This window comes from Mesoterricola sp. JemC181 (assembly GCF_055384585.1).
Map to the genome: position 1 here is coordinate 5,009,371 of NZ_AP045076.1, position 16,581 is coordinate 5,025,951.

Sequence of the window (16,581 nt, forward strand, 5' to 3'; positions counted from 1 at the left end):
TGGATTCACCAGAAAGTCGCGAACTTAACCCTCGATGGAGAACGCGGGTTCTTCGACGTCCTGGAGAGGTTCGAGTTCCTCTCGCGTCAGCATCGCCACATCGATGCACAGGGCGTTGAGCTCCTTCTTGACCACGTTGAAGCTCTCGGGGAGGCCGGGATCCTTGATGGTCTCGCCCTTGATGATGGCCTGGTAGATCTGGGTGCGTCCGTGCATGTCGTCGGACTTGTAGGTGAGGAGCTCCTGCAGCACGTGGGCCGCGCCGTAGGCTTCCAGGGCCCACACTTCCATCTCGCCGAAGCGCTGGCCGCCGAACTGGGCCTTGCCGCCCAGGGGCTGCTGCGTGATGAGGGAGTAGGGTCCAATGCTCCGGGCATGGATCTTGTTGTCGACGAGGTGGTGCAGCTTGAGCATGTACACGCAGCCGACGTTCACGGGCTGCTCGTAGGCCTCGCCGGTCATGCCGTCGTAGAGGAGGGTCTTGCCGGTGACGTCGGGGCCCTTGTGGTCGTTCTTCTCCCAGGCCTTGACGAGCCATTCCTTGATGTCGCTCTCGCGGGCGCCGTCGAAGACCGGGGTGGTGAAGTGCACGCCCAGGACCTTGCCGGCCCAGCCGAGGTGGCACTCGAGCACCTGCCCGATGTTCATGCGGGAAGGCACGCCCAGGGGGTTCAGCACGATGTCCACGGGCTTGCCGTCGGGCAGGTAGGGCATGTCCTCCACGGGGAGGATGCGGCTGACCACGCCCTTGTTGCCGTGGCGGCCGGCCATCTTGTCGCCGACCTGCAGCTTGCGCTTGACGGCCACGTAGCACTTGACGGTCTTGAGCACGCCGGGCATGAGCTCGTCGCCCTTGACCAGGCGGTCGATGCGCTCGTTCAGGATGTCGCGCAGCACGCGGAGCTGGCTCTCGGTCTTGTCGAGGATGTCCAGCACCTGGGCTTCCAGGCGCTCCTTGCCGGCGGCGACGGTCACCTGGCGGAAGCGGTGGTAGGGCACGGCCTCCAGCATGTTCTGGGTGAGCTTCTTGGCCTTGGGGAGCAGTTCCTTGCCCTTGTCGTCGGCCAGCGCTTCGGCCAGCTCCTTGTTCTTCAGGAGGGCGACGATGCGCTTCTTGGCCTCGGCGCGGATGATCCGCTCCTCGTCCTCGAGGTCCTTCTCCCACTTGCTGATCTGCTCGCGCTCGATCTGCTGGGTGCGGAGGTCCTTCTCCTGGCCCTTGCGGGTGAAGACCTTGACGTCGACCACGGTGCCCTCGATGCCGGGGCCCACCGTGAGGCTGGCGTCCTTCACGTCGCTGGCCTTCTCGCCGAAGATCGCCCGGAGGAGCTTCTCTTCGGGGCTGAGGATGGTCTCGCCCTTGGGGGTGACCTTGCCCACCAGGATGTCGCCGTGGCGGACCGTGGCACCGATGCGGATGATGCCCGACTCGTCCAGGTTCTTCAGCATCTCTTCCCGGACCTGGGGGATGTCGCGGGTGATCTCTTCGGGGCCCAGCTTGGTGTCGCGGGCGTGGACTTCGAATTCCTCGATGTGGATCGTCGTGTAGAGGTCTTCCTTGACGATGCGCTCGCTGATGAGGATGGCGTCCTCGAAGTTGTAGCCGCGCCAGGGCATGTAGGCGACCACGAGGTTGCGGCCCAGGGCCAGCTCGCCGTGCTCGCAGCAGGGGCCGTCGGCCAGGATCTGGCCGGAGGCGACGTACTCGCCCTTCTTCACCAGGGGCACCTGGTTGAGGCAGGTGTTCTGGTTGCTCCGGGCGTACTTGATGAGCGTGTAGATGTCCACGCCGCTCTCTTCGCCCTCGGTCTCGGGGTCGTCCTCAACGCGCACCACGATGCGGTTGGCGTCCACCGTCTCCACGATGCCGGAGCGGCGGCAGAGGACGCAGGCGCCGGAGTCGCGGGCGGCGTAGTATTCCATGCCGGTGCCCACGATGGGGGCCTCGGTGCGGACCAGCGGCACGGCCTGGCGCTGCATGTTGGCGCCCATGAGCGCCCGGTTGGCGTCGTCGTTCTCGAGGAAGGGGATGAGGCTGGCGGCCACGGACACGAGCTGCTTGGGGCTCACGTCCATGAGGGTGACCTTCTCGCGCTCGACGGTCTTGGTCTCGTCGGCGACGCGGGCCACCACGAACTCGTCCAGGATGTTGCCCTCCTTGTCCACGGGCACGTTGGCCTGCGCGATGGTGTGGGCGTCCTCCTCCCAGGCGGAGAGGTACCAGGCGTGCATCTCGGACTTGGCGGGGCGCTTGCCGGCCTTGTCCAGCTTGGCGTTCTCGGCCTCCAGCTCGTCCAGGGGGACGACCTGCATGTAGCCGAACTTGCTGTCGCCCACGCTGGTGACCTTGGCGTAGTTGACGATGCGGCCGTTCTCGACCTTGAGGTAGGGGCTCTCGATGAACCCGAACTCGTTGATGCGGGCGTAGCAGGAGAGGCTGGAGATGAGGCCGATGTTCGGGCCTTCAGGCGTCTCGATGGGGCAGATGCGGCCGTAGTGGGAGGTGTGCACGTCGCGCACCTCGAAGCCCGCGCGGTCGCGGCTGAGGCCGCCCGGTCCGAGGGCCGACAGGCGGCGCTTGTGGGTGATCTCCGACAGGGGGTTGGTCTGGTCCATGAACTGCGAAAGCTGGCTTGACCCGAAGAACTCCTTCATGGCCGCGATGACGGGCTTGGAGTTGATGAGGTCGTGCGGCTGCAGGGGGCTGTTGGGGTCCTGGGCCATGGAGAACTTCTCCTTGATGGCCCTCTGGACGCGCACGAGGCCCACCCGGAAGCAGTTCTCCAGCAGCTCGCCGACGCTGCGGACGCGGCGGTTGCCGAGGTGGTCGATGTCGTCCTTCTTCACCGGCGCCACCTCGTCCACGCGGTCGGAACGGGTGGTGTCGTACTTCTTCAGGCGCAGCAGGTAGTGGACGGTGGCGACGAAGTCCTCGGTGGACAGGGTGCGGGCGTCCAGCTCGGTGGTGAGGCCGAGCTTGGCGTTCATCTTGTGGCGGCCGACCTTGGAGAGGTCGTACTTCTGGCCGTCGAAGAACATGGAGTGGAGGAGCTTCTTGCTGGATTCCAGCGTGGCGGGTTCGCCGGGCCGGATCTTCTTGAAGAGCTCCTTGGCGGCCTCTTCGCTGTCCTCGGTGTGGTCCTTGGAGAGGGTCTCGGTGAAGACCTTGCCCGTGGCGTCGTTCTCGGGGAAGCACACCGCGAACTCGTCGACGTTGTTGGCCAGGAACATCTCGAGGTGGGTCTGCACGAAGGCGTCGTTGGCCTCCAGCAGGACCTCGCCGGTGTTCATGTTGACCACGTCCTCCAGCAGCACGGCGCCGTCCAGCATGCCGCGCTCCACGGCCACCTGCTTGACGCCGGCCTTGATCATCGACTCCAGGAGGCGGCGGCTGACGGCCTTGCCCTTGGGGACGATGATCTCCTTGTCCTTGGGATTCTTGATGTCCTCGATCGCCTTCTGGCCCACGAGGAGCTCGCTGGGCTGGAGGTAGACGACGGCGCCCTTCAGGGTGAAGCGCTGCGCCGTGTAGAAGTGGGCCAGCATGGACTGGTTGTCCGCGAGCCGCTCGTCGAACAGGCCCAGCGCGCGCAGGAACGTGGAGCCCAGGAACTTGCGCTTGCGGTCGATGCGGGCGTAGAGGAGGCCCTTGGTGTCGAGCTCGAACTCGATCCAGCTGCCGCGGTAGGGGATCACCTGGGCGCTGTAGAGGGCCTTGTCGTTGCTGATGGCGAAGAACACCCCGGGGCTGCGGTGCAGCTGGGAGACGATGACGCGCTCGGTGCCGTTGATGACGAAGGTGCCGCGGTCGGTCATGGTCGGGAGGTCGCCGAAGTAGACCTCGGACTCCTGGCTCTGCTTGTAGCGCCGGTTGCCCTTCTCGTCCTTGTCGAACTGGTTGAGGCGCACCCGGATCTTCAGGGGCGAGGCCATGGTGGCGCCGCGCTCCACGCACTCTTCCATGCGCATCTTCTGGTGCAGGCCCACGGGCTCACTGCACACGTCGCAGATCTTCGCCTGGTTCTTGTTGCGGGTGCCGCACTTGGGGCAGTCCACCGTGGGGTCCTTCGGGTGGTCCGTCACGATGTGGTGGCCGCAGCTCTTGCAGGTGGTGCGCAGGTGCTCGAGGCCCTCGTTCTTGCCGCACTTGCAGGCCCAGTGGCCCACGGTGTAGTCGACGAACTCCACCTCGAGGCTCGCGTCGCCGCCGTCGGGGTTCTTGCCGTTGTGCACGGGGAACATGGACTCGAAGACGGACTTGAGGCCGCGGCCTTCCCGCTCCGAGTGGAGCAGGTTCATCTGCAGGAACTCGTCGTAGCTGCGCTTCTGGATGTCGATCAGGTTCGGGATTGGAACCAGGGAGCGGATTTTCGAGAACTGCACACGCTGGCGGTAGATGTTCTGTTGAACGCTCATGGTTCACTCCGGAAGACACCCGCGCAGGCCTTGAGGGACCGTCGGGAAAACATGGAGAGGTCGGACGAGAAGTCTCGAGCCAGGCCCACCGAACACGCGACATGCGACGGACCTGGGGTCAGCCACCCGCCGTCACCGGCGGAAGCTGACCCTGAGGATCGCGATGTTCTGGCACACGGAAAATGAGGCAACCGGGGCCCTTTGTGGTGGCTGGGATCGAAATGCCCGGACGCGGGTCCGGGGGCAAGAAATAAGCATACCACTTTTTCACAAACCACAAAGCGCAAGGTGTACAAAGACACCTCGCGCTTCGGGTTTGACGCGGCCGGTCGGCTTTTTACTTGATCGCGACCTTGGCGCCGGCGGCTTCGAGCTTTTCCTTGATCTTGGCGGCTTCGTCCTTGGACACGCCTTCCTTGACGACCTTGGGAGCGCCGTCGACCATGTCCTTGGCTTCCTTGAGGCCCAGGCCGGTCACGATCTCGCGGACCGCCTTGATGACGTTCAGCTTCTGGGCGCCGGCTTCGAGCAGCTCGACATTGAACTCGGTCTGCTCTTCGACGGGGGCCGCGGCGGCGGCGCCACCGCCCGCGGGGGCGGCGACGGCGGCGGCGGAAACGCCGAAGCGCTCCTCGAGGGCCTTGACCAGGTTGGCCAGGTCGAGGACGGTCATGGTTTCGATTTCCTTGATCAACATATCAGCGGTGAGAGCCATGTAGTTCTCCTCTCAAATGATTGGTTTCGGGGTGGGTGGAGACGGGATCGGGCAGGAGCCTATTCGGCCGCAGGCGCCACGTCTTCCTTCTGCTTGCGGATCGCCTCCAGAGCCACTGCGATGCCGGAGATGGGGTACATCATGAGGTAGAGCAGCTTGCCAATGAGGACGTCGCGGGACGGGAGCTCGGCGATGATCTTGAATTCCGCCGGGGTCACGGCCTTGCCGTCAAGGATCGCGCCCTTGAGGTTGGCTGCGGGGTTGTCCTTCAGGAAGTTATGGACGGCCTTGGCCAGGGCGACCACGTCATTTTCCGTGGTGGCGACGGCGGTGGCGCCCTTGAAGTGCTCGGACAGGCTATCGAACTGGGTTTCCTTCACCGCCAGCTTGAGCAGCGTGTTCTTGGAAACCCGGTACTGGGCCTTGCTCTCCCGGATGGACTTCCGGAAGGTGGTGTCCTTGACGACGGTAAGGCCTTTGAACCCAAGGACGACGGCGGACTTGGCCGTGGAGAACGTCCCCTTGAGCTGGGCCACTTCGGTGCGTTTCTGTTCGCGTTCCATGGTCCGCTCCTACTTTTCCACAACGTGGGCGACGGAGATGCTGGGGCCCATGGTGGAGGCCATGTGGATAGCCTTCACATATTTGCCCTTCGCAGCGGACGGCTTGGCCTTGTGGACGGCATCGATGAGGGCCTTGGCGTTCTCCTTGAGCTTTTCAACTCCGAAGGAGACCTTGCCGACGCCCGCATGGATGATGCCCGTCTTGTCGACACGATACTCGACCTTGCCGGCCTTGATCTCCTTGATGGCCTTGGCCACGTCGAAGGTCACAGTGCCCGTCTTGGGGTTGGGCATGAGGCCGCGGGGACCCAGCACCTTGCCGAGACGTCCCACGCCCTTCATCATGTCCGGGGTGGCGACGAGGGCGTCGAATTCCAGGAAACCCCCCGCGATGCGCTCCACGAGATCGTCCCCGCCCACGATATCCGCACCGGCGGCTTCCGCATCCTTGATCTTTTCGCCCGTGGCGATGACGGCCACCCGCATGGTCTTGCCCGTGCCGTGGGGCAGGACAATCGTTCCACGGACCATCTGGTCCGCGTGACGGGGGTCGACGCCGAGCCTCATGTGCACTTCCACGGTCTCATCGAACTTGGCGAACGCCAGGTCCGTGATCACGCCGAGGGCCTCAACGAGGTCGTAGGGGCGATCTTCGATCTTGGAGGCGGCAGCCTGGTACTTCTTTCCAGGTTTTGCCATATTAACTCCTGCTCAAAAGATCTTCCGCGATGACGGTCGCGGTTGCCGGGTTTCCCGCACGATGCGGGACTCCGTTGAAGGGATTCCTAGTCGACGACTTCGACGCCCATGGAGCGCGCGGAACCGGCGATGGAACGCATGGCGGCCTCGAGGCTGCCGGCGTTGAGATCGGGCATCTTGACCTTGGCGATCTCCTCAAGCTGGGCCTGGGTGATCTTGCCGACCTTGGTCTTGTTGGGAATGGCGCTGCCCTTGTCCAGGCCGAGCTTCTTCTTGATGAGCACGGCGGCGGGGGGGGTCTTGAGGATGAAGCTGAAGCTGCGGTCGCCGAATACGGTGATGACGACGGGCAGGATCGTGCCCTTCTCCACCTGGGTCACGGACTTCGCGTTGAACTGCTTCACGAACTCCATGATGTTCACGCCGTGCTGGCCGAGGGCGGGGCCCACGGGAGGCGCAGGGGTGGCTTCCCCGGCGGGGAGCTGCAGCTTGATGTATCCGGTGATCTTCTTGGCCATGTCTTATGATCTCCCGCGACGGATTCCGGCACATGCCGGCGACTGTCGCCTTGTAGGGCGGGAAGCTAGCGCTTCTCCACCTGGATGAAGTCGAGCTCCACGGGGGTGCTGCGACCGAACACCGTCACCATCACCTTGATGGTGGAGCGCTCTTCGTGGATTTCCTCCACATCCCCTTCGAAGTTGGCGAACGGGCCGTCTATGATACGGACCTTTTCGCCCTTTTCAAAGTGGTATTTGGGCTTGGGCTTCTCCTGGGTCTCTTCGGTGTGGTTCATGATCTGCCGCACCTCGTCGTCCGTGAGGGGCGTGGGGCGCTTCTTGTTGGCGCCCACGAAGCTGGTGACCTTCGGGGTGTTGCGGACGAGGTGCCAATCGGCATCCTCCATCTCGTAGTTCGCACCCTTCTTGGTGACCGCGATCTGAACCAGCAGGTAGCCGGGGAAGGACTTGCGCTTTTTCAGCACCCGCTCCTTGCGTCCCGACTTGGCGTCGACCTTCATCTCCTCGTAGGTTTCCTCGGGGATCTGGATGTCGCCGAAATGCTCGTCCCGCTCTTCCATCTTGATGCGCTGGCGGAGGCTCTCCATCACCTTGGCCTCGTAGCCGGAATAGGTGTGGATGATGAACCAGGCCATCTTCCGTTCGTTGGTCGGGGGTGCCAAGGTTTCTCCGGGCATACCCAGCAGATCTGTCATCGGGTCCTCCGGACTAGTGGTGAGGAAGGATGAAGGCCATCCCCCAGGTGATGACTTTGTCGCACGCCCACAGGAACAGGCCCACGAAGGCCGATACGATCACCACCGAATAGGCGGCGCTCAGTACTTTCGGCTTCCCGGGCCAATCAACGCGCTTGAGCTCCGCGAGAAGCTCCTTGGCCTGATGTTTGATGGCTGAAATCAACGGGATCTCCCGGCTTTCAAAGGTCTTTTAAGCAATTGGCCCCAGCTGTCGTTGGCTGGGGCCGAGCAAGATTGGCAGGGGAGACAGGTTTCGAACCCGCGACCTGCGGATTTGGAGTCCGCTGCTCTACCAGCTGAGCTACTCCCCTCTGGGCTTCCAAGGAAAGCAGGATCCCGCTGTCGCGGGACCCTGTTCGACCCTTCCTACTTGCCTTCCCGGTGGAGCTTGTGGCCCCCGCAGGAACGGCAGTGCTTCTTGAACTCGAGCTTGCCCGTGGTGGTGCGCTTGTTCTTCGTGGTGGTGTAGTTCTTGCGCTTGCACTCGGTGCAGAGAAGCTGAACGATGTCACGCATGGCGTGGTCCTTTACTGGATGACTTCGTCAACCCTGCCGGAGCCGACAGTGCGGCCGCCTTCACGGATGGCGAACTTGAGGCCCTTCTCCATGGCGATGGGAACGATCAGCTCGACGGTCAGGGTGACGTTGTCACCGGGCATGACCATTTCGCGGCCCGCTTCCAGCTCGATGGAACCAGTCACGTCCGTGGTGCGGAAGTAGAACTGGGGGCGATACTTGTTGAAGAAGGGAGTGTGACGTCCACCCTCGTCCTTGCCCAGGACGTAGACGGCGGCGGTGAACTTGGTGTGGGGCGTGATGGAACCGGGCTTGGCGAGAACCATGCCGCGCTCGACGTCCTTGCGCTCCACGCCGCGGAGCAGGATGCCCGCGTTGTCGCCGGCCTGGCCCTGGTCCAGGGACTTCTTGAACATCTCGACGCCGGTGACGACCTTCTTGACGGTGTCGCGCAGGCCGATGATCTCGATCTCCTCGCCCACCTTCACGACGCCGGCTTCGATGCGGCCGGTGACCACGGTGCCGCGGCCGGTGATGGTGAACACGTCCTCGACGGGCATGATGAAGGGCTTGTCGACGGGACGGGCGGGATCGGGAATGTAGGAGTCGACGGCTTCCATGAGCTCATAGATGCACTTGACTTCGGGGGCGTTGACGTTGGTGGCGTTCTCCATGGCCAGCTTCGCCGAGCCGCGGATGATGGGGATGTCGTCGCCGGGGAAGCCGTAGGAGGTGAGCAGCTCGCGCAGCTCCATCTCCACCAGGTCGCTCAGCTCGGGATCGGCGATGTCGATCTTGTTCATGAAGACGACGATGTAGGGCACGCCGACCTGACGGGCGAGCAGGATGTGCTCGCGGGTCTGGGGCATGGGGCCGTCCGTGGCGGCGACCACCAGGATGGCGCCGTCCATCTGGGCCGCGCCCGTGATCATGTTCTTGATGTAGTCGGCGTGGCCGGGGCAGTCCACGTGGGCGTAGTGCCGGCGGGGGGTCTGGTACTCGACGTGGGCCGTGTTGATCGTGATCCCGCGGGCCTTCTCTTCAGGAGCGGAGTCGATCTGCTCGTAGGACTTGGCCGTGCCGCCCTGCGTGACGGACAGCAGGGTCGCGATGGCGGCCGTCAGCGTGGTCTTGCCGTGGTCCACGTGGCCGATGGTGCCGATGTTGACGTGAGGCTTTGAGCGATCGAATTTCTCTTTGGCCACAGGTGCCTCCTGGAGGTGGTGGGGATTGTGAAGTTGCTTAGTTGGGTGGTGCGCGGATGAAAAGTGGAGCCCACAGGCGGGATTGAACCGCCGACCTCGTCCTTACCAAGGACGCGCTCTGCCACTGAGCTATGTGGGCCATGCTTTTCTGGAGCGGGAAACGGGGTTCGAACCCGCGACATTCAGCTTGGAAGGCTGACGCTCTACCAACTGAGCTATTCCCGCAAAACAACCAGTCTTCCGCGAAAGAACTGGTGCCTAGAGAAGGATTCGAACCTCCGTAGGGCGGAGCCCGGCAGATTTACAGTCTGCTGCCATTAACCACTCGGCCATCTAGGCAATGTCAAAGGAACCCTGTTTCGGCGCTCTGTGAGGCAAAGCTTTCCTGACAGGGAATTGCAAAGGTAACACGCCCGCAGGAAGGGCACAACAAAAAAGATTCACCCTGGGTGGACGCCGCGCTGGGCGAGGACACGGAAAACCATGACCGCCGCTGCGCTTGAGACATTCAGGCTTTCGACGCCCCCGGGCATGCCGATGGCCAGCAGTCCGTCGCAGTGCTCCTGGATCTTCTTGTGGAGGCCCTCCCCTTCCGAGCCCAGCACCAGCACGGTGGCGCGGTCGAAGGTCTCGGCGAGGTAGTCGGTGCTGCCGGGCCCCGCGGCCAGGCCGTAGACCCAGGCCCCGGCCTCCTTGAGGTCCTCCAGGGCGCGGGCGAGGTTCACCACCCGCACCAGGGGCACGCGGCCCACCGTGCCCGCGCTGGCGCGCACCACGGTCTCGTTCACCTGCGCGGACCTGCGCTCGGGGAAGACCACGCCGTCCACCCCCGCGGCCGCCGCGGACCGCAGGATGGCGCCGAAGTTGTGGGGGTCCGTCACCCCGTCCAGGGCCAGCACCAGGGCCCCGGAGCCGCGCTCCCGGACCTTTTCCGCCAGCTCGGCCAGGGACCCCAGGACGATGGCCTCGCCCTCGCCCAGGACGCCCTGGTGGCGCTGCCCCTGGGCCCTGCGGTCCAGGCTGTCCATGGGCTCGCGGTGGATGACGACGCCCTGCTCCCGGGCGTCGGTTCGCAGCTTGGCGCTGCGCTCCCAGGCCGTGGGCGCGACGCGGAGCGTCTGGAGCTCGCCCCTGAGCAGGGCCTCCTCGCAGGCGTGGGGACCCAGGAAGCGCATGCTAGAAGGCCTTCTTGTAGCCGACGGACCAGAGGTGCCCCATGCCCTCCACCCGGGTGAGGGTGCCGGTGGTGCCCTGTCCGGCGAGGCCCCAGGTGCCGTCCAGGTTCTTGACTTCGCGGTCCTGGGACTGGCGGATCTGCCAGCCGAGGTTCACTTCGCCCTTGAGGACCCTCCAGCCCAAACCGGCCGAGAAGCCAGCCGTCCTGGAACCGCCCAGGACCGGCTCCAGGGAGGGATCCTTCCGGAGGCCGGGGTCCGAGGAGAGCCCGATGCGTCCGGTGACGTTCTTGGAAAAGGCGAATTCGCCGGCGAGGCTCATGCCGAAGCCGCTGTGGAGGTCGCCCTGGAAGCCCTGCCCGCTCACGGATCCGCTGGGGCCCGTCACGGTGGCGTACCCGGGCAGCTTCATGCCGTTGCCCAGGATGTAGCGGAGATCGGCTTCCCAGGTGAAGGTCTGGGTCATCCGCTGGCGCACGCCGACGGTGAAACGGCCGGGGAGGGTGATCTTGCCGCCGCCGGGATTGACGGTGAGGGCGCCCTGGAGCGTCTGGGCCGCGGGCACGGCGATGGCGTTGGGGGTCCCGAATCCGCTGATCCCGACCAGCTGGCGGTGGCTGGCGTCGACCCTGGCCGTCAGGGGCAGGGTTCCCTGGATGGCGCCCTGGTAGGCTCCCGCGATCGTCCATCGGGGATTCATGGCCCACCGGAACCCGAGGGCGTAGCTGGGGAGATACTTGGAGCCCTTCTCCTCGGCGTTCACTTCGAGGATTCCCTGGGCGGGGTTGGTCCCGGAGACCGGGGCTCCCGGCACGCCCGGCACCGGCACCCGAATGGAATTCGTGAAGGAATACGAGACGTGCGTCATGCCCAGGCTGGCCCCGAAGGACAGGCCGGGGGTGGCCGCATACGAGACCTGGGCCTCCATGCGGCGGGTGGAGAGATCCATGCCCTGGGCTTCGAACCGGCCCGTGTAGGTGTTGGGCATCAGGGTATGACGCATGAACGGATTATCGAACTTGAGACCAAGGTACAGGTTCGGCTTGAGCTTCCAGGCGGCCCCGAAGGCGGGCAGGAAGCGGTTCCGGTCGGAGCTGTACTGGACGTTGGAATTGGACTGCAGGGTGGCCTGGGAGGAATGCAGCTCCATGCCGGCGGCCACGAAGGCGCTGGCGTCGTCCCGCAGGGTGACCAGGAGGGCGGGGTTCAGGGCAGCCGCCTCCAGGCTCTGGCCGAAGGCCACCCCCGCCCCGCCCCGGGCGATTCCCACCGGATCGGAAGCAGGGAGCCAAAGGGTCTGGGCCGCCAGCGGCGTCCCCAGGCCCGCCAGGAGCCCAAGCGCACCCAGTCCGGTCCTCACAGTCGTCCTCGCCATACCCAAACCTCCCAGATGGTGTCCATGTCAACGAAGTGGCGCGGACAACCCATAAGTTCAACAACGAACCTTCAGGATGGCCTGAAGACCGCCCAAGACCAAGAGGCTATTCTCTCTCCATGCCTCCCCAGGCCCCATCCTCGTCTTCTGTGAGCATTTCCACCCGCCTCGGCTGGGTGGCCTTCCTCAACGACTGCGCGGGGGAGGTGCTGGCCCGCATGCTGCCCCTGTACCTGACGGTGGCCCTCGGCTCCTCGCCGGCCCTGGTGGGCCTGGTGGAGGGGGTGGCCGAAAGCGCGGCGGTCTTCCTCAAGGGCATCAGCGGGTGGCTCTCGGACCGCATGCCCAGCCGGAAGGGGTTCGTGGTGGGGGGCTACGCGGTCACCGTCGTGGCGCGGGCGCTGTACCTCCTCACCTTCACGCCGGCCCTGGTGGGCCTTAGCCGCGTCCTGGAGCGGGTCGGCAAGGGCCTGCGCACGGCGCCCCGGGACGCCATGATCGCGGATGCCGCCGCTGCCGGGAGGTCCGGGCGGGACTTCGGGGTGACGCGGTTCCTGGACACCCTGGGGGCCATGGCCGGCATCGGCCTGGCCCTGGCCCTGGGGGTCGGCCGGGGCCCCATGACCGCAGAGCTGTTCCGCACCTGCGTGTGGCTGGCCCTGCCCCTGGGCCTGGCGACCTTGGGCCTGCTGGTCTTCTGGGTGCCCACCATCCCGAGGGCCACCACCTCCTCGCGCCGGCTCTCGTGGCATGTGCCCCGGGAGGCCCGGACCTACCTGGCCCTCGTCTTCGTGTTCGCCCTGGCCAACTCCAGCGATGCCTTCCTGGTGCTGCGCGCCCGGGAGGCGGGCTTCTCCATCCGGGCGATCCTGGGGATCTTCCTGGTGTTCAACCTGCTGGCCGCGGCCCTCGCCCTGCCCGTGGGCAGGCTCTCGGACCGGTTCGGCCGCGTGCCCTTCCTGGCCCTGGGGTGGGCCGTGTACGCCGCGGCCTATGCGGCCATGGGCACCGCCACGACCCCCCTCCTGTTCGCCGGGGCCCTCCTGGGGTACGGCGCCTTCTACGGATTCACCGAAGGCGTGGAGAAGGCCCTCCTGGCCGACCTGCTCCCGGCCGCGTCCCGGGGCACCGGGTTCGGCGCCCTCCAGTCCGTCCTGGGCCTCGGGGCCCTGGTCTCCAGCCCGCTCATGGGTCTGCTCATGGCCGCGGCCGGAGCCCGGGCCGCCTTCCTTGCGGAAAGCGGGCTGGCCCTGGCGGCCCTGGCTGGCCTCCTGGTCTGGTCGGCCGTACAGGGGAAAGCCCCCCGGAGGGGGCCTTCCTAGCGGACGCGGGCAGGTTACCAGATCGCCTTGATGCCGATCTGCATTTCGCGGGTGCGGTTCTTGTCCACGGTGGCCAGCTGGCCGAAGGCCAGGCTGGGAGCGCCGGTGGAGGTGTCGGCCTGGTAGTTGCCGGTCGGCACCTGGAAGTCAGCCTTGTTGAAGAGGTTGTAGACATCGACGATGCCCTGCACCCGGACCGTCTTGTAGACCTGGAACGTGCGGGTGAGGCGGATGTCGAACTGGGTGTAGTTGGGCTGGCGCATGTCGTTGCGGACGTGCCCGGCGTAGATCTTGTTGATCATGCCGTCGCCGTTGAGGTTGCGGGCGTCGTAGGCGGTGAAGGGCAGCCCGGTGTTGAACAGGCCGCGTACGGAACCCTCGATGCCGAGGACGATGGGGAAGTAGGCCACGACGTTGGCCACCCAGCGGCGGTCGCTGTCGCCGTAGCCGAAGTTGGAGCCCACGTCCTGGGGATCGGGCGTGAGGGAGGCGCCCAGTTCGCTGGAGTAGTTGCCGGCGGAGGTGTAGGTGCCGCGCTCGAAGGAGCCGGTGTCCTGGGCCTTGGACCAGGTCACGTTGGCCAGCAGGCCCAGGTTCTCGGCCCAGGTCTTCTTCACGGAGGCGCTCAGGCCGCGGTAGAAGCCGTAGCCGTCGGCCTTGACCAGGTAGACGTCGCTGAAGCCGCCCACGGGGTTGCCCGGGACGACGCTGCCCTTGCCGAAGTTGACGACGCGGCCGCGGATGGTGGCGGTGCCGGGGCGGGTGGCGGTGCTCCAGGCGTTGATGCCGGGGGCGTAGCCGTCGTTGTAGGCGCTGCCGCCGGTCTGGGTCAGGTTGATGTTCTCGAAGCGCTGCAGGTTGTAGTAGTTGACGTAGCTGGCGGTGAGGCCGACCGTGAGGTTGTTGCCCAGGTCATGTTCGACGCCGATGCTGATCTTGCGGGAGCGGGACAGCTTGTTGGTGGGGTCCCACAGGGAGGTGGGGGAGGAGCCGGCGGTGAAGGCCGTGCCCGAGGCCAGGGTGGCCAGCTCCGCGTCGGAGAGCTTGCGCATGTTCGTCGTGTTGCCGATGACGTTGTTGGCGCTGAGCAGGCCGCTGTTGAACAGCGCGAGGTTGGTGGCGTTGGCGCGGTTGAGGGAGAAGCTGTAGTTGGTGATGATCTGGCCGTTGCCGGTCATGGTGTTGGAGTGCAGGAGGAGCGGGGTGGGGCTGGTGAAGTAGCCCAGGCCGCCGCGGACGACCGTCTTGCCCTTGCCGTCCACATCGAAGCTGAAGGCGAAGCGGGGGTCGATGGTGTGTCCGCCCATGCCCTGGTCCAGGCCGGCGAAGTTCGGGTTGGGGTGGGGGTTGTCGGAGAAGCTCTGGCTCAGGGTGCGGAAGCCCGCGGTGAGCAGGAGGCGGTGGTCCAGCAGGCCCGAGTACTGGCCCTGGGCGAACACGGACGCCCACTTGGTGGTCATGGGGATGCGGCCCGAGTAGGCGCTTACGGCGCCGTTGTACTGCACGGAGCCGTTGTTGGGGGAGGCGGCGAGCACGCCGTTGGCCCAGTCGGCCGCGGAGCCGTAGGTGCCGAAGTTCCAGGCGCCGGCGTTGTTCTGGAAGAACTGATTGTCCTCGTCCACCTTGGTGAGGTCGAAGCCGCCCTTCACCTGCCAGTCGCCGCGGTTCCAGGTGGTGGAGGTGTAGAACTGGGTGGTGAGCTCGTTGCTCTCCCGGGGCGTGGAGGTCTTGGTGCCGAACGCCATGAAGGAGGTGCTCTGGGGGATGGAGATGGAGGGGGTGCCGGGGTAGGCGTTGCCGGTCATGGGCCGGGCTTCCCGGGCGAACTGGATGCGGCTCTCGGTGAAGAGCTCGGGGGTCCAGATGTCGTTGGCCTCCAGCACCCAGCTGATGGACTGCACGCGGGTGGGGATGTTGTTGGACTCCGCGTTGTTGGGCACCGCGCTGGTGTTGGTCAGCGTGTCGGTCATGTTCTGGTAGTTGGTGCGCAGCACGAAGCGGTGGTTGGCGTTGAGGCTGTAGTCCAGCCGGGCGAAGTACACCGTGTTGGTGTTCTCCATGGGATAGGGATGGGCGGAGATGCCCTGCCCGGGATTCCCGAACTCGTTGTCCAGGGTGAGGCCGCTCTTGTTGGTGACGATGTGGCCCAGCCGGGAGTTGTACATCCGGTCGAAGTCGGCCTGGGTCATGCCAGCGGCGGTGGTGATGGGCGTGGGGATGGGGTTGGAGGTGATGCTCTTGTGGAAGCGCTCGACGCCCACGAAGTAGTAGAGCTTGTCCTTGATGATCGGACCGCCCACGTTGAAGTTGATGTTCGTGGAATCGTTGAAGCGCTGGAGGTTGGTGGGGGTGTTGAAGGTCCCCGCGGGATCGTAGGGCACGCCCTTGGGCGCGGCGGACCAGCTGGTCTTGCGCATCTCGTAGAGGGCGCTGCCGGTGAACTCGTTGGTGCCGCCCTTGGTGATGGCGTTGATGGTGGCGCCGGCCTGGCCGTACTGCACGTCGAAGCCGTTGGTGACGACCTGCAGTTCCTTGATGGTGTCCGCGCCGAAGATGAAGGGCGTGTAGACGCCGCCGCGCTGCTCGTTGAAGAAGGCGGAGTTGTTGGAGGCGCCGTCGATCTGCACGGCGTTGAAGATCTGGCGTCCGCCCTCGACGATGAGGCGGGGCGTGCCGCCCGAACCCTGGCCGGCGGTGACGCCGGGCGTCAGGCGGGCCATGTCCGTGAAGTTGCGGCTCACCAGGGGCACCTGCTCCACGAGCTTCTGGTCCACCTGGGTCATGGTGACCGTGCGGCTGGGGTCGATGTCGCTGGTGGTGGCCACCACCGCCACCGTGGCGCTCACTTCGGCGGAGTCCATGACCGGGTTGACGGTGGTCGCGTTGCCCAGGGTGACGCGGACCTTGAGGTCCTTGAGGGTCTTCATGCCCTTGGCCGAGAAGGTGATGTCGTAGGCGCCGGTGGGCAGCAGGGGCAGCTGGTAGTCGCCCTTGGCGCCGGTGACGGCCGTCTGGCTGTAACCGGTCTCGACGTTGCGCACCATGACGGTGGCGCCGGCGATGGGGGTCTTCTTCTGGCTGGTGACGGTGCCGCGGACGGCGCCGGTGGTCTGGCTCACCTGCGCCTGGGCGACGGTCATACAGGCAAGTGGGGTCAGAAGCAGAAGACCTAGTCTCTTCTTATACATAGTGGCTCCCCTATGGAGGTTGGTAGTTTGGCTGTTGGGCCGTGGATTAGTTGAATGATTGTGCATGGAATCCCGAGAATTTGTATGTCCAAACTGTGACTTTCCACAAAAAAATCAGACCGCCGGGGAACCTTTCGGCGGCCTGACTC

The 16,581-nt window shown here is 65.4% G+C and carries 13 protein-coding genes and 4 tRNA genes; 1 reads left to right on the forward strand and 16 read right to left on the reverse strand.

The features are described 5' to 3' along the window. Positions 1–24 precede the first annotated feature (24 nt). The 15 genes from rpoB to ACZ5MC_RS21980 form a co-directional block, all read right to left on the reverse strand. Complete coding sequence (gene rpoB / locus ACZ5MC_RS21910; protein ID WP_306598039.1) at positions 25–4,416, reverse strand: DNA-directed RNA polymerase subunit beta; 4,392 nt, start codon at positions 4,414–4,416, stop codon at positions 25–27. A gap of 337 nt (positions 4,417–4,753) precedes the next feature. Further along, on the reverse strand, positions 4,754–5,131 hold the full coding sequence (gene rplL / locus ACZ5MC_RS21915) for a 50S ribosomal protein L7/L12 (protein WP_306598040.1): 378 nt from the start codon (positions 5,129–5,131) through the stop codon (positions 4,754–4,756). Between the two features lie 59 nt (positions 5,132–5,190). Next, positions 5,191–5,694 carry a 50S ribosomal protein L10 gene (rplJ, locus tag ACZ5MC_RS21920; protein WP_306598041.1) on the reverse strand — a complete coding sequence of 168 codons (504 nt, stop codon included), beginning with the start codon at positions 5,692–5,694 and terminating at the stop codon, positions 5,191–5,193. A gap of 9 nt (positions 5,695–5,703) precedes the next feature. After that, entirely contained in the window at positions 5,704–6,393 is a 690-nt protein-coding gene (gene rplA, locus ACZ5MC_RS21925; RefSeq protein WP_306598042.1) for a 50S ribosomal protein L1, read from the reverse strand. Between the two features lie 86 nt (positions 6,394–6,479). After that, entirely contained in the window at positions 6,480–6,911 is a 432-nt protein-coding gene (rplK, locus tag ACZ5MC_RS21930) for a 50S ribosomal protein L11 (RefSeq protein WP_306598043.1), read from the reverse strand. A gap of 65 nt (positions 6,912–6,976) precedes the next feature. Next, the gene (gene nusG / locus ACZ5MC_RS21935) at positions 6,977–7,549 is read right to left on the reverse strand and encodes a transcription termination/antitermination protein NusG (protein ID WP_373432579.1); all 573 of its coding nucleotides are present in this window, start codon (positions 7,547–7,549) and stop codon (positions 6,977–6,979) included. A 73-nt stretch (positions 7,550–7,622) separates the two neighbouring features. Continuing rightward, positions 7,623–7,814: a preprotein translocase subunit SecE gene (gene secE / locus ACZ5MC_RS21940; protein ID WP_306598045.1), complete on the reverse strand. Its 192-nt coding sequence runs from the start codon at positions 7,812–7,814 to the stop codon at positions 7,623–7,625. 72 nt (positions 7,815–7,886) lie between these two features. Continuing rightward, positions 7,887–7,962 (reverse strand) — tRNA-Trp (locus ACZ5MC_RS21945). A 55-nt stretch (positions 7,963–8,017) separates the two neighbouring features. Further along, positions 8,018–8,167 (reverse strand): 50S ribosomal protein L33, encoded by a 150-nt coding sequence (gene rpmG / locus ACZ5MC_RS21950; protein ID WP_306598046.1) that lies wholly within the window; start codon positions 8,165–8,167, stop codon positions 8,018–8,020. Positions 8,168–8,178: 11 nt separating this feature from the next. Next, positions 8,179–9,372, reverse strand: coding sequence for an elongation factor Tu (gene tuf, locus ACZ5MC_RS21955; RefSeq protein WP_306598047.1), 1,194 nt, complete (start codon positions 9,370–9,372; stop codon positions 8,179–8,181). Positions 9,373–9,436: 64 nt separating this feature from the next. Then, positions 9,437–9,511: transfer RNA gene (locus ACZ5MC_RS21960), tRNA-Thr, on the reverse strand. A gap of 10 nt (positions 9,512–9,521) precedes the next feature. Further along, positions 9,522–9,597: transfer RNA gene (locus ACZ5MC_RS21965), tRNA-Gly, on the reverse strand. A gap of 27 nt (positions 9,598–9,624) precedes the next feature. After that, positions 9,625–9,711 (reverse strand) — tRNA-Tyr (locus ACZ5MC_RS21970). A 101-nt stretch (positions 9,712–9,812) separates the two neighbouring features. Next, positions 9,813–10,547 carry a 23S rRNA (guanosine(2251)-2'-O)-methyltransferase RlmB gene (gene rlmB, locus ACZ5MC_RS21975; RefSeq protein WP_464516767.1) on the reverse strand — a complete coding sequence of 245 codons (735 nt, stop codon included), beginning with the start codon at positions 10,545–10,547 and terminating at the stop codon, positions 9,813–9,815. A gap of 1 nt (position 10,548) precedes the next feature. Beyond that, entirely contained in the window at positions 10,549–11,922 is a 1,374-nt protein-coding gene (locus tag ACZ5MC_RS21980; protein ID WP_464516768.1) for an OmpP1/FadL family transporter, read from the reverse strand. 149 nt (positions 11,923–12,071) lie between these two features. On the opposite strand from ACZ5MC_RS21980, the gene ACZ5MC_RS21985 reads away from it, so the two are divergent. Next, on the forward strand, positions 12,072–13,244 hold the full coding sequence (locus tag ACZ5MC_RS21985) for an MFS transporter (protein WP_306598050.1): 1,173 nt from the start codon (positions 12,072–12,074) through the stop codon (positions 13,242–13,244). Positions 13,245–13,258: 14 nt separating this feature from the next. On the opposite strand, the gene ACZ5MC_RS21990 is transcribed toward ACZ5MC_RS21985, so the two are convergent. After that, positions 13,259–16,384: an outer membrane beta-barrel protein gene (locus ACZ5MC_RS21990; RefSeq protein ID WP_306598051.1), complete on the reverse strand. Its 3,126-nt coding sequence runs from the start codon at positions 16,382–16,384 to the stop codon at positions 13,259–13,261. Positions 16,385–16,581: the final 197 nt, after the last annotated feature.

What these genes read in the sequence shown, in the direction of transcription:
- rlmB (WP_464516767.1), bottom strand. Translation starts at nt 10,547, where the DNA reads ATGCGCTTCCTGGGTCCCCACGCCTGCGAGGAGGCCCTGCTCAGGGGC.
- rplJ (WP_306598041.1), bottom strand. Translation starts at nt 5,694, where the DNA reads ATGGAACGCGAACAGAAACGCACCGAAGTGGCCCAGCTCAAGGGGACG.
- rplL (WP_306598040.1), bottom strand. Translation starts at nt 5,131, where the DNA reads ATGGCTCTCACCGCTGATATGTTGATCAAGGAAATCGAAACCATGACC.
- rpmG (WP_306598046.1), bottom strand. Translation starts at nt 8,167, where the DNA reads ATGCGTGACATCGTTCAGCTTCTCTGCACCGAGTGCAAGCGCAAGAAC.
- nusG (WP_373432579.1), bottom strand. Translation starts at nt 7,549, where the DNA reads ATGGCCTGGTTCATCATCCACACCTATTCCGGCTACGAGGCCAAGGTG.
- ACZ5MC_RS21980 (WP_464516768.1), bottom strand. Translation starts at nt 11,922, where the DNA reads ATGGCGAGGACGACTGTGAGGACCGGACTGGGTGCGCTTGGGCTCCTG.
- ACZ5MC_RS21990 (WP_306598051.1), bottom strand. Translation starts at nt 16,384, where the DNA reads ATGACCGTCGCCCAGGCGCAGGTGAGCCAGACCACCGGCGCCGTCCGC.
- rplK (WP_306598043.1), bottom strand. Translation starts at nt 6,911, where the DNA reads ATGGCCAAGAAGATCACCGGATACATCAAGCTGCAGCTCCCCGCCGGG.
- rplA (WP_306598042.1), bottom strand. Translation starts at nt 6,393, where the DNA reads ATGGCAAAACCTGGAAAGAAGTACCAGGCTGCCGCCTCCAAGATCGAA.
- rpoB (WP_306598039.1), bottom strand. Translation starts at nt 4,416, where the DNA reads ATGAGCGTTCAACAGAACATCTACCGCCAGCGTGTGCAGTTCTCGAAA.